General features: G+C 42.1%; 13 protein-coding genes and 1 pseudogene. 8 read left to right on the forward strand and 6 right to left on the reverse strand.

All coding sequences use genetic code 11. From position 1 onward, the window contains the following. Positions 1 to 238: 238 nt before the first annotated feature. Complete coding sequence (locus C9J01_RS01740) at positions 239 to 610, reverse strand: YgiW/YdeI family stress tolerance OB fold protein (RefSeq protein ID WP_107297384.1); 372 nt, start codon at positions 608 to 610, stop codon at positions 239 to 241. A 103-nt stretch (positions 611 to 713) separates the two neighbouring features. Beyond that, positions 714 to 1,550 (reverse strand): CPBP family intramembrane glutamic endopeptidase, encoded by an 837-nt coding sequence (locus tag C9J01_RS01745; RefSeq protein ID WP_107296383.1) that lies wholly within the window; start codon positions 1,548 to 1,550, stop codon positions 714 to 716. Between the two features lie 172 nt (positions 1,551 to 1,722). Between C9J01_RS01745 and cobU the strand changes: the two genes are divergently transcribed. The 4 genes and pseudogenes from cobU to C9J01_RS01765 all read left to right on the forward strand — a co-directional run bounded on the left by cobU (position 1,723) and on the right by C9J01_RS01765 (position 4,467). After that, positions 1,723 to 2,244, forward strand: coding sequence for a bifunctional adenosylcobinamide kinase/adenosylcobinamide-phosphate guanylyltransferase (cobU, locus tag C9J01_RS01750; RefSeq protein ID WP_107296384.1), 522 nt, complete (start codon positions 1,723 to 1,725; stop codon positions 2,242 to 2,244). Then, a complete protein-coding gene (locus tag C9J01_RS01755; protein WP_107296385.1) occupies positions 2,245 to 2,868 on the forward strand; it encodes a histidine phosphatase family protein in 624 nt (207 codons plus the stop codon). Between the two features lie 10 nt (positions 2,869 to 2,878). Continuing rightward, positions 2,879 to 3,016: pseudogene (locus C9J01_RS01760) on the forward strand (nucleotide-binding protein); the annotation flags it as partial. A gap of 200 nt (positions 3,017 to 3,216) precedes the next feature. Beyond that, positions 3,217 to 4,467, forward strand: a complete 1,251-nt coding sequence (locus C9J01_RS01765) for a tyrosine-type recombinase/integrase (protein ID WP_107296386.1) — start codon at positions 3,217 to 3,219, stop codon at positions 4,465 to 4,467. A 23-nt stretch (positions 4,468 to 4,490) separates the two neighbouring features. Here C9J01_RS01765 and C9J01_RS01770 read toward each other — a convergent pair whose 3' ends face one another. The 4 genes from C9J01_RS01770 to C9J01_RS01785 form a co-directional block, all read right to left on the reverse strand. Beyond that, complete coding sequence (locus tag C9J01_RS01770; RefSeq protein ID WP_107296387.1) at positions 4,491 to 4,685, reverse strand: hypothetical protein; 195 nt, start codon at positions 4,683 to 4,685, stop codon at positions 4,491 to 4,493. A gap of 411 nt (positions 4,686 to 5,096) precedes the next feature. Beyond that, positions 5,097 to 5,354, reverse strand: coding sequence for a hypothetical protein (locus C9J01_RS01775; RefSeq protein ID WP_107296388.1), 258 nt, complete (start codon positions 5,352 to 5,354; stop codon positions 5,097 to 5,099). Positions 5,355 to 5,757: 403 nt separating this feature from the next. Next, positions 5,758 to 6,780 (reverse strand): integrase domain-containing protein, encoded by a 1,023-nt coding sequence (locus C9J01_RS01780; protein ID WP_107296389.1) that lies wholly within the window; start codon positions 6,778 to 6,780, stop codon positions 5,758 to 5,760. Between the two features lie 1,193 nt (positions 6,781 to 7,973). Beyond that, positions 7,974 to 8,846 carry a sulfurtransferase gene (locus C9J01_RS01785; protein WP_107296390.1) on the reverse strand — a complete coding sequence of 291 codons (873 nt, stop codon included), beginning with the start codon at positions 8,844 to 8,846 and terminating at the stop codon, positions 7,974 to 7,976. 212 nt (positions 8,847 to 9,058) lie between these two features. Between C9J01_RS01785 and C9J01_RS01790 the strand changes: the two genes are divergently transcribed. The 4 genes from C9J01_RS01790 (at position 9,059) to C9J01_RS01805 (ending at position 12,334) form a co-directional block, all read left to right on the forward strand. Further along, positions 9,059 to 9,628, forward strand: a complete 570-nt coding sequence (locus tag C9J01_RS01790; protein WP_107296391.1) for an NnrU family protein — start codon at positions 9,059 to 9,061, stop codon at positions 9,626 to 9,628. Between the two features lie 34 nt (positions 9,629 to 9,662). Next, positions 9,663 to 10,073: a pyridoxamine 5'-phosphate oxidase family protein gene (locus C9J01_RS01795; protein WP_107296392.1), complete on the forward strand. Its 411-nt coding sequence runs from the start codon at positions 9,663 to 9,665 to the stop codon at positions 10,071 to 10,073. Positions 10,074 to 10,141: 68 nt separating this feature from the next. Beyond that, positions 10,142 to 11,149, forward strand: a complete 1,008-nt coding sequence (locus tag C9J01_RS01800) for an alpha/beta fold hydrolase (protein ID WP_237156838.1) — start codon at positions 10,142 to 10,144, stop codon at positions 11,147 to 11,149. Between the two features lie 24 nt (positions 11,150 to 11,173). Further along, the gene (locus tag C9J01_RS01805) at positions 11,174 to 12,334 is read left to right on the forward strand and encodes an iron-containing alcohol dehydrogenase (RefSeq protein WP_107296394.1); all 1,161 of its coding nucleotides are present in this window, start codon (positions 11,174 to 11,176) and stop codon (positions 12,332 to 12,334) included. Position 12,335 lies beyond the last annotated feature (1 nt).

A 12,335-nucleotide genomic window follows, 5' to 3' on the forward strand; every position in this document is an offset into this window, starting at 1 on the left:
AACACGGCACCCCCTAAGACTTAGCTCCGATGTGTGACGCTTTGTAAACTTGAAGCTCAGGGTGAATTTAACTTATTGATAGTGAAGTTTATGATAAATATTGAAGGTTCGTTATTGTGATTAAGATCTCATATTGCTCGTTAGAATGCTGAAGTCTTGTACGACAAATAGCAGAAAATCGGCATAACATTGTGGTTATGCCGAATAATTATGAAGCGCAATAGGGCCGTGCTAGATATTAAAGCAGTTGCACTCGGTCAACTTCTATCTCGGGGGTATTACCACCTTCATACTCACCATACAGGCGTAGTCTTGTAGATGCATTGATTGCTGCTGGCATTGTAATATCGTCATCAATTTCGACTTGTATCTCTTTAGTTCCGTCACTAAAGATAAACGTATCAGCATTGATTTGCTTTATAAGTTGGCCTTCTACAATAGCCTCTTTCTCGGTGAACATGCTGGTGTCTTGTAGGAGTTCAGCAACAGTTACCGTTTCTACCGGGCCTGAGTAATTCAATGCACTTTCATTTTTGTCGTGGTCTCCTGCAAGTGCAGCTGTTGGTAGAATGATTGCAGCAGTCGCGATGGCAATAACAGTTTTCTTAATCATAATTCGGTCTCCTTGTGTTGATGGTTCTATTAAACAACACCGGTTCTGAATTAATGATGAGGCAGCTATTCAGAAATGGTTCATATAAGCATTTTTTGATTTAATGAGTCATTGGGTAGGTGAAGAACACAAGATGAACCAAGTTGAAGGCAAAATGGATTAAAACGGCAAAAGCCAGTTTTCCGGTCCAGAAATACGTGAGGCCGTATAGTAGGCCAGCAAGTGTAGCGACCAAAATGAACAATGCGCCTCCCGCGAAATGTGCCATGCCAAAAAGGACGCTGGCAACTGCAATGCCTACGGCTGGCGAAAAGCGTTGGCATAAACCCCGTTGGATATAACCGCGAAATAAAAACTCTTCGGCGACGCATGTGAAAACAAGGTTGTTGATGACAAATACCCACATCCAGTTTGGTAAAGAGAACTCAGGCTGAACAATGCCAACTCCCCAGGCAATGAACGGTAAGGTGAGAAATAACCCACAGATGATGGTTAGTTGATGGCGATTTGTATCGGTCTTTTGCCACAGCATTGTCGGTGCAAGTAGTAGTAGCCCAAAAGCAATAAGGGGTTTATCCAAATTCAAATACATGGTGAATGGAATGCTATCTGAACCGGTAAGGGTTTTCTCAAGTACCAATAAGTTGTCGAAACCTGGAATCAGGTGCAGGGCGAGGCAAAAGCCCCAGATGACCACCAATATATGGCAGAGTATTTTGTACAGCCCTTTTTGGCCTTGGCTAATTTTGGCAATAACTAGCCCAAGCAAGGTGAAAACTAGGGCAGTAGGCGAGATACGATCCAGAAATAAGGCAACCAATCCGGTAGTACCAAGTAAAACTGGCCAAATTCTTGGTATGAAAAACAGTGACAGTAATGTACTGGCAAGAAGTAGCCAAACAAGGCCGTCTGGCCATAGGTCATTAACATGAAACATAGTATTGTATACGGTGTTGAGCGATATAATAATGAATCTAATTTTATCGAAAAAAAGCAGTACTTTCATTGCGATAATAAAGGGAATGGACGGTATTTGGCGGTAATTTGACTATGGAAACAGAAGGAATAATCGCCATGAATCTTTTGCTGGTACAATCAAAGGTGAACCAATGACAACTGAACTGGTTTTGGGCGGGGCGCGTTCAGGTAAAAGTAGTTATGCTGAGTCGTTAGCCCTAGCGGGTGGTAAAGAGGTTGTCTACATTGCGACAGCAACGGCTGGTGACGATGAAATGGCTGAGAGGATAGAGCGGCATCGACAAGACCGCCCAAACAACTGGCATGTAGTCGAAGAGCCCATCGCTCTTGCTAAGGTAATTGCCGATTACTCTACCAAAGAAAATTGTTTGCTGGTGGATTGCCTCACGCTATGGCTAACTAATTGCCTATTCAACCAAGACTACGCCATTGATTGGCAACAGCAAAAAGTTGATTTTCTCGCGGCGTTGGAACAGGCACCTGGGGATATCATTCTTGTAAGCAACGAAGTTGGGCAGGGTATTGTGCCCATGGGTAAGATGTCGAGGCGTTTTGTTGATGAGAGCGGTTGGTTACACCAAGCGCTAGCAAAACAGGTTGAGAGGGTAACATTTGTAACAGCAGGGATACCGCAACACTTAAAGGGGGCGTAAATGACACAGTGCGTGAAAACCCGAATTGATATTTTGAGGCATGGTTTACCTGAAGGTCATGGCTGCTTGCGCGGACATACTGATTTTCCCATTACTGAATCCGGCCTTGTACAAATGCACACTGCCGTAAAAGGGTTGAATGATATTGAGCAGATCATCACCTCTCCATTGCTACGGTGCAGTGATTTCGCATATATGTTTGCGCAGAAGTTTGCATTGCCTTGCCATCACTTTGCGCATTGGAAAGAAATGGATTTTGGTGAATGGGATGGACAGAGTCATGATAGCCTATGGCAGCAACATGGTGCATCATTAGAGCAGTATTGGCAAAACCCTTGGTTATCGACTCCTCACGGTGGTGAGGCGCTTAAAGATTTTGATTTGCGTATTGAGCAGGCATGGAAACATCTCCTAGATAACTTTTTAGGGCAAAACATCTTATTGGTGACTCATGCCGGAGTCATGAAACAACTGATGAGAATTCTGTTGGAGATGCCTGAATCAACCAGTTATCTCCATCGTATCGACTTACCTTATGCAGCGCGTTACCGTGTCACGGTAGCGACAGATGATAGTGGTATGCACTGGCCTCAAATTCAGTGGCCGACCGAACAGCAGTATTAAGCGAGAACAAATGCAATCAACAACGAAAGCCTTGATGGTTCAAGGAACAACTTCCGACGCTGGCAAAAGCGTTTTGGCTGCAGGTCTGTGTAGGGTGTTAGCCAGAAAGAATATTAAAGTCGCCCCATTCAAATCGCAGAATATGGCGGATTTTCGGCAGAACTATCAATAAGTACTATTTAGTAACGTATTTAGTTATCTTTTTCTTTCAAAAATAGTGCGTTATGGTGATTTTGCTATTTGTGAAGTGGCAATAAATACCAAGATGTAATAACCTATCTAAAGCAGTATTAAGTAGTAAAGTGTACCAAATGTGTACCAAAATTACTGTTGGTTAGGGAGTGTTTGATGAAGATAACGGATGCACTGTTAAGAAATATAGTTGGGAAGCCTTACAGTGGAGCACCGCAAATTGCTTATGGTGAAGGGCTATCATTGCGCATCAGCCCCAAAGGGAAGGTCACATGGGTGCTTAGGTATAACTTCAATGGTTTGCCCGTTAGGGTAAAGTTGGGGGAGTATCCTGCAATGAAAATAAAAGAGGCACGAGAAAAACGAGACGAACACAAAGCACTTGTGGCTAAAGGGATTGATCCAAGAGGCAATCATATCAAACTTGGTGTTAACTCCCCTAAAACGATCTCTGCTCTGATTGAATACTACATAGAAAACTACTTAATGGAGTCCAACAAACAGTGGCCTGCAATTGAAAGTCTCCTTCGTCGCTCAATCATTCCTCATATTGGAGATTATCCTGCTGATGATATTGAACTAGCGGATTATGTTCATTTGTTCAAACTTGAAAAAGAGAAAGCGGGAGCAAAACATGCAACAAGATTGCTTTATCGATTTAAGAGCATACTCAATTATGGTGTTAGGCATGGTTTTTTAAAGCAGAACCATCTTAATCACCTCAAAGGCAGTGATGTTGGTGAGATGAGCAAACCAGTGAAACGTAAGCTAACAGATGTTGAAATTGGTGCCTTGTGGGTATGTATTGATACTCTTCCGTATCATGAAACAATGAAAAACTTGCTCAAACTTACAATGATTTTTGGTTCTCGGGTTGGGGAATTGAGGCTATCTGAAAAATCTCATTTTGATTTTGAAGAGATGATTTGGACGGTGCCTGCTGAAAACCATAAAATGGGGAGGAAAACAGGAGAAAAAATTGTACGCCCAATTCCTGTAATGGCTGAAGAAATACTCAAACAACAAATAGATATAGAACCAGAGTTTAAGTATATGTTTCCTCGGTATTATATCGTTAAAGATAAGCCTCTGAACCCAAAAACACCTTATCGTCCATCATTAGTGTTAGCTCAAATGATGACTGAAATGGGCTACACAGAAACTCGTAATCACGATATGCGTAGAACGGCAAGGAACGCATGGGAAGCGCTAGAGTTTCCTGAAAAGGTTAGTGAAACAATGATAGGTCATAAGGTTCACAAAGGTGTTCAAGAGCACTATATAGATTATTTCTATCTTGATAAACAACGAGATTGTTACGAAAAGTGGTGTGACTATATTCATATGCAAATAGAAAGTTTTCTACAGCAAATACAAGAGCATGGATATTTACGTGTTGTTTCCTGAATGTAATCACACCTTATAAGGGCTCAGACGAGCCCTTCATTTTTACACCACTCTTCAAACTCTTTTCTTGAGTATCTTCCCCTTGCTTTCTTCTCTGGAAAACTTGTGGTTCTGGCAATAAAGGCATCAAGAGTTGTGGGCTTCATGCCTAATAGCTTGCCAAGATCTGCACGAGTAATAAACAAAGGCTTTACTGCTTCTGTGCCTAACACATTCATTTTTTGCTCCTGTGATATTTATCCTGAAAATTTAATCAATATTTTCAATGGCTTGAATCCATTTTGATTTGGCTTCATTTTTTAATCATAACGATTGTATTGCTCCCTTAACCACATCAACACTCTACCAAGTTGAATCCCCAATGCTGGGAGGTCATCACCTCTTACTATCTATTAATCACGGAAACCCAAGGCCGTCCGTTAAGAAAAAAATAAAAAAAATTCATTTTTTATGTTTTATTGTTAATTAACAATAGCTTATGTTTTGAAATTTTAAGTTGCGGGAGAGGGGCTCAGGCTTTCATGTCTGTATCGGAGTGATCGTGGTACGCAGTGCTTACGGAAGAAGACATCACAGAATACCTGAAAAGATTAGAGGCCGTTCAAAAGGCCTCTAATTCTGGTCAAAACTTAGTCAAAAGACATGCTGACATTGAAGTCACGAAGCAAAATACCATTCTCGTAGGCCATTTGATTGAAATTATCCATGCCCATATAGTTCATGATTATCAGAACTGTATCGTTGTCGATAGGTATGCCCATGCTGTTAGCCCGAATTAAGACATCTGCGATGATGTCCTCATTGAGCATCATCTCTTCAGGTGAGCAGTCCGCTGGAGCATTCATCATATAGAGTAAATGCTGAATTTTTAGGTATGTCGAAATCATTGCGAGTCCTCCAAATTGAATATTTAACCTGTTTTACCATGCCATTTACTCCAAACAATGAAGGTATGCCGGGGAAAAACTGTATATTTAGTGGCTAGTTTATTTTGACTCAGCTTTGGGTTTTGGCGGGAATGAAGTTCTGCCTAACAAGTTCTGCCAGATTTTTTCAATGACATAATAATGGTCGCGCAATGTCGCAGGGCTAAGGTGGGTTGTACGATTCCAGTATCTATGGATATGTGCTCGCCCTAGTTGCCGAATATCGGTTATGTGCTCGTGCCGTGCTATATCTACCATAATGGTAATCATTCGGTTTCTGACACGTTTTCGAGCAGGATGGTTACCGGTTTTCATTAAACCGCCACTGAGTTGACGAATCTGATATTCAATTTTATGCATTTTGTCACCCAATATACGAGTTGGTGATTGAAATTCGCTTGTGGCCAAGCTCCTTGGTGACAATTTCCCTTGCTGCCTTATCTATAGCTTTTGCCTCCTTTAGAGAGACATTTAGTTTTTCTGCCAGGTAAATGTGGTGTGCTTTGCCATGTTGAACATTTGCAACAACTGGGCACTGAACTCCCTTTATGTGAGTTAAGCTTTTGATAGCTTCTGAATACAAAGTTTGAGCAAAATAGCGTCTTTCACTATGAGCTAAATACCCGTCGATTTTGGATAGTTGCCGATAACAATGTGAAGAATACTCAGCATAGCTTTTATCGGCAGGGATCAGTGAGTGATGGTTTCCTTGAAATGGCAAGGCATCCTCTAGTGCTTTAATTTGGTTAGCATGCCGGACAGTGACTATTCGTGGTGTATGGTTCTTTTCGCAATCAATACGGATGTAACCATACCGTATTGCTAATGAATAAGCCTCTTTCACATTGAGTTTGCAGCTCCCCTCAAACCTGGCTCCGAACTCACGCATTAATCCCATTTGTGCTGCTAGCCGAGGCTCTACCATGGCGCGTGCCTTTACATGGTTTTCATAAGTGATTGTTTTACTATCACGTAATATGTCATCTCTTTCTGGGTACTTAGCTTGACTCGCGGTGAATCGAACTGATTGATCACCACGAGCTTGTGTTAAGACGGTATTTATCGCGGACAAGTTGTTTGCTGCAGTTGTGTAAGAGTCCATCCTATCAAGTGGATCCTCAACTCTTTGGCGTAAGTGTTCTGCATATGCCATGAGATGAGATCTTTGGATCTTTCTCATGTCATTGATTGTATAATGGGATTTGAGCCAGTCTGCAAAATGGCCGAAGCGAGATAGTTGTATATGGATGGTCGCTATGCCAATGACTTGGCTCCCTTGTTTTTCACGAAGGGCGTTTTTTGCTGCTTTAAGGATGTTTCGACTACCTAAACCAAAATTACGGGCATTTGGGTTTTTCCGTTCAGAACGACATCTTGAAATCCTCATATTTACCTCTTGGTTTTAGGAAAAAGAATTATGACGCGGCAACAATGGGCTTTGGAATCAAGAGTAAGGAAACGAGTCGCTTTAAGTAGGGAAGGAAGAGGGGAATTTTCAAACAGGGCTTTCAAGAATAAGTAAGGTTTATTGGTGTGAGCTTATTCGTTTTATATCTAAAGTTAAGATATAGACAGCATTTATCTTAGGGGAGGGGTATGACATCAGAGATTAAACTAGAGCCTTGCAAGCCAAAACTTGTTGGATCATATGATTGCTGTTTATCCCTAGTATTGAGAATTCAGATACTAGTTGCTTTGAAGCGATCTATCTGGACTTCACTGTCGATGTTCGTGAGAAGTCACTAATAGGTTAGGACTGACCCAAAGGGGTTCTCAAACGCAACACACATGACAGTTGGAACCTTGAAGCGGCGACCAGTTGTTATTGTTTCTACGACAGCCGATTTTGAAACGACTATTAATCTGATTAGGCGAATAGGGAATGGTGTTTGCTACTAACTCAGTTATGCCCCAAAGTGTTGTAGAATATTAACTCAGTAATGTTTTGTTAATCATCAAAAGGCATATTTCTACTAATTAGTTGTTAGTCCTGTAAACTAATTATAAAGTGTGAATATGTGATGATGCTCACTTATTCATCAGGCAACTACATGACGTGTAGAATAGGAAAGTAGAAAACGCACGGAAGCGATAAAAAGCTCTTCTAAAAGAGTAAATCGGTGACGTGTCAGCTGACCCCCCTTCAGGCTGACACGAAACTGTGAACTTCCTAATTGGTCAACTTCTTACTGACTCAAATATGTCCCATTGCAATTTAACGCAATTATTCAGTGGCAGATCGTGTCACCGAGTTTGCAATACATATTCTCATGTCGACCAGCTAATCATGGTGCTCGAAAACTCCCATTTTCTTCCATCTATTAACATTTTTATCCCAGAGCCATATTTGCATAATGATGAAACTCACTTCAAGGTATAAGATAAAGCGACTTTGGCTTGCTGGACACTACCTACCCTTCGGTTAATTTTCATCCCCCGAATTGACGAATGGTACCTCTTTTTCAGATACCAACTGCGAAAGCTTTTGGCCAAACTTGCTACTTAAGAGTACTGGCAGTGGATTGACTTAATGCAAAATTTGTATGGTTTGTAGTACGCACTATTTGATACTTTAAATGGTTAGCAATTGACACTACATATCAACGGTAATGTCGAGTCACTGGCCCATTCAATCATGGAACCATCGTAAATACGAACGTCTGAGTGCCCTAAAAGCGTTAACGCGAGAGCATTCATCGCAGCTACAACACCCGCTCCACAGTAAATAAGAACTTGAGGCTTATCTAAAACATCTAGCTTACTAAATCGCTCTTGTAACTGCTGGGCAGGCAGAAACTCGCCCGTCTCGTTATCAATAAGCGAATCATAAGAAACATTCTGACTACCCGGGATGTGCCCAGCCCTTCCATAACGGTTTACTTCTCCGTTATGGACTTCTGACTCTAATGCATTAAGAATACATATAGAGTCATCTTCCATTGCCCTAATCACGTCATCCTTATTAACCCACATAGTGGAGCGAGGGCCTAAGTTTAGTTGAGAAGGAGGATAGGCTTTGGCTCGGTCAGATGTTGCCCTATTTTCCTTTTTCCACTTATTCCAACCACCATCTAGTATCGCAACATTATCCAACCCTATAGAACGTAACATCCACCACATACGGGCAGCAAACATTGGACTATCAGCGGAGTATAGAACAACGGCACTATCATTTGTGATTCCGGCCTGGCCTGCTTTATCTGCTAACAATTCTAGAGGAAGCATTGTGTAAGGCATCGCTGCCTTAGCGTCACTGAACTCGGATAATAAGTCGAGGAAATTCGCGCCAGGAATATGTTCTATCGACCATTTGGCGTAACCACTGGTAAACGTATAGCCCGGTTCAGGGTCATTGGGAGTTAGAAAAATACTGACATCGTAAATACGAAGCGACTCATCGTTAATGTGTTTCTCAAGCCAGTCAGTGCTGACAATGGGTCCAGGAAGTTGCATGGCTGTAGGGTCCTTTTTTATTCACAGGGTGTTTGACATAGTTTTTGCTCGTGTGTATAACGAACGTTCTATAGATGATACATTGAACAAATTTTAATTGAAACCGAAATTCGCTGGTTTGTGAAGTTTCCCTCTTCACTGGTTACCAACGGTTTCACGTTCATGTAACAACAAAGTTGATGCAACAACATCATTTGATTGAGGAAATTACTATGGTGAACTTACTTTTGGGGCTGTTTTTGTTTCTGGGTATCCACTCGGTTTCCATATTTTCTGAGAGCTTAAGGGATAGGCTGGCTGCAAAAAGTTTGCTTGGCTGGAAAGCTTTCTATGCATTTACTTCCGTGGCCGGGATAGTTCTTATCGGAATAGGGTATGCCCAACTTAGGTTGGAGCCAGTGTTCGTGTATGTCACCCCTTACTGGCTGAGACACGTCACCTACTTGATGATGCTTCCAGCGATGATTTTGCTTGTTGCTCCTTATTTCCCTGGCCGAATTTCAACGACAACCAAACATCCTCAGCTTCTGGCCGTAAAACTTTGGGCTATCAGTCACCTGCTGGTAAACGGGATGCTCGCAGATGTCATTCTGTTTGTCTCATTTTTGATGTGGTCGGTTTTTGACTTTATCTCAATGAATAGAAGGGAAAGCAGAGAGGTTCCGGGATTAAAACCATCCGTTGTTAACGACATCATTGTGGTCGTGCTCGGTGTGGTTCTTACCGTTGCAATGATATTTTCTCTGCACGGAACTTTAATTGGTATGCCTCTAGCGGGCTAGAAAACACATAACATTTTCACTAATAGGTAAATATATGACAAAGATAAGCAAAGAGATTATTGACATGGTCAATATGCCAGGCCGTATTGGTACGATTGCGACGGCAAGTAAACAAGGAATACCCAACATGGCATATTTTGGTAGTCCTCAATTGACCAGTGATGGTGTACTCACTATGGCGATAGAAAACAACCACACCTTGAAAAACCTTGAGGAAAATCCTTATGCCGTTTTCTTGTGTATTGCAGAATCCCCGGTTTCTTTTAACACACCAGGTTGCCGACTTTACTTAACCGTGAGAGAGGTGCAAAAAGAAGGCGCATTTTATGACGCAGTTCGCGGGGCATTAGTTGCTAAAGCAGGAGAAGTCGCAGCCGCTGGTGTCGCGTCTGCGGTTTCCTTCGATGTCACCGAAGTAAGAGCTCTGGTTGACAGAAACGATTAACCGTTCTTCCGGTACACCTTCCCACAATAATTTTTAGCTTTATATAAGCGCAAACATTGGTATTAGTTTTGTTTAAAAAAATTAATTCATCCATCGCAACTCTTTTGTTAGTCACTAGTACCGCTATGGCAGAAAATACAGAGGTCGTCATTTATGACATAAATCCCGACCCGGTATTAGCAAACGCGGACACGACAAATACTAAATACCGGCCTTTTGTTGTCGATAAGGACGAATATCCGTTTAAGAGTCACTGGTATAGTCGTGATGGCATCTCAATGCACTACGTTGACGAAGGCGAAGGCATTCCAATCGTGTTGACACACGGTAACCCGGACTGGTCTTTCTTAAACAGAAATATCATCAAAGATATGTCGAAAGACGCGCGAGTGATTGCTTTCGACTTACCTGGTTTTGGCTTTTCCGATACACCACCTGGATACGGGTATACTCCGCAAGAGCACTCTGAATGGGTAGAGTCCTTAATTTTCGACCACCTCAAATTGGATAAATTTATAATGGTTGTCCAGGACTGGGGAGGGCCTATTGGTCTAAATGTCGCGACGAATCATCCTGATAGCATCCATGGTGTGGTTATTAGTAATACTTGGGCATGGCGCTCAGAAGGTAACCTCGTTGAGTTTTCAAACATGATGCGAAAACCCGAAATGCAAAAAAAGCTCTTTGACCAAAACTTTTTTGCCGCAGGATTTATGCCGAAGTACATAAACAAAGAGTCTGCTAGCAATAAAGCCATTACGGATGCCTACGCTCACGCATTTCCCACACCGGAATCACGCACAGGCACCGCCGTCTTCCCGAAACAAATTGTCGATGCAGGTGACTGGCTAGAACGCATGGAATCGAGGTTACACACACTGTCAGATAAACCTGTCCAACTCATATTTGGAATGAAAGATAAAGCGGTCGGAACACCGGATATCATTGAAAGATGGCGCACTCATTACCCACAAGCCGATGTTCTTTTGCTACAAGATGCCGACCATTTCACGCCAGAAGATAGCCCAGAAAGTTTTTCTTACTCGCTTAGAAAAATTCTAAAGAAGATTCAATAACACTTTAATATATAGAGAATTATCATGTTAAATTTCGATTTCTACAATCCCACCCATATCGTCTTTGGTAGGGACCGTCTCGCTGAACTCGATAAATTGGTACCAGAAAACGCAACGGTATTAGTCACTTTTGATAGTGAATACGCCAAGATGTTTGATACCGTCGATAAGGTAAAAGCTGCTCTAAAAAATAGACGGGTTATCGAGTTTGGGAATATTCAAGCTAATCCCAAGTACGAATCACTCATCGAAGCTGTTGAGATTGCCAAAACAAACCAAGTAGACTTATTGCTTGCTGTCGGTGGCGGTTCAGTAATGGATGCCACCAAATTTATTGCCATGGCAGCAACGCATACAGAAAGGGAATACTCCGCATTGCTTTCTCATGGCTTTACCCCGTTTTCTATAGATGAAGCGCTGCCGCTGGGTTGTGTTGTCACGCTGCCTGCAACAGGCTCAGAAATGAATATGGCGGGTGTTGTTACTTTAAACGGACAAAAAATGGCATTTATGTGCCCTCAGGTGTTCCCTGCGTTTTCGTTCTTAGACCCGGAGTTGACGTTGACGTTACCCAAATCTCAGGTGGCGAATGGTGTGGTTGATGCCTACATCCACGTTATTGAGCAATACCTGACATATCCTGTCAACGCTATGGTACAGGACCGCATTGCGGAAGGCATAATGAAGACCCTTATTGAGGTTGGGCCAGTTACATACAACGACAACAGCAATGTTGAAGCTCGTATGAATTTTATCTGGTCAGCAACGAATGCTCAAAATGGGATCATTGGTGTAGGTGTTCCCCACGACTGGTCCACTCATATCATCGGTCATGAGTTAACCTCATTATTTGGTATTGCTCATGGGCGGACGCTGGCCATCATACTTCCTTCTTTGCTTCGTGAGAGAAAAGAGCAAAAACGTGAAAAGTTACTTCAGTATGCTGAACGTGTATGGGGCATTGAGACTGGCACCGACGATGAGAAAATTGATTTGGTGATTGATAAAACGGAACATTTTTTCCGCTCATTTGATATCAATACTAAGTTGTCGGAATACGATATCGATGAGAATGGTATCGAACAGATTGTTGGTAACCTTGACAGGTTGGGAATGACAGCACTATCTGAACGAGGCGACTTAACTCTAGATATCGTAAAGAAAATTCTTAAAGCTGCTATGTAAA

Origin of the sequence: Photobacterium rosenbergii (assembly GCF_003026455.1) — a bacterium.
Classification (GTDB): Bacteria; Pseudomonadota; Gammaproteobacteria; order Enterobacterales; family Vibrionaceae; genus Photobacterium; species Photobacterium rosenbergii.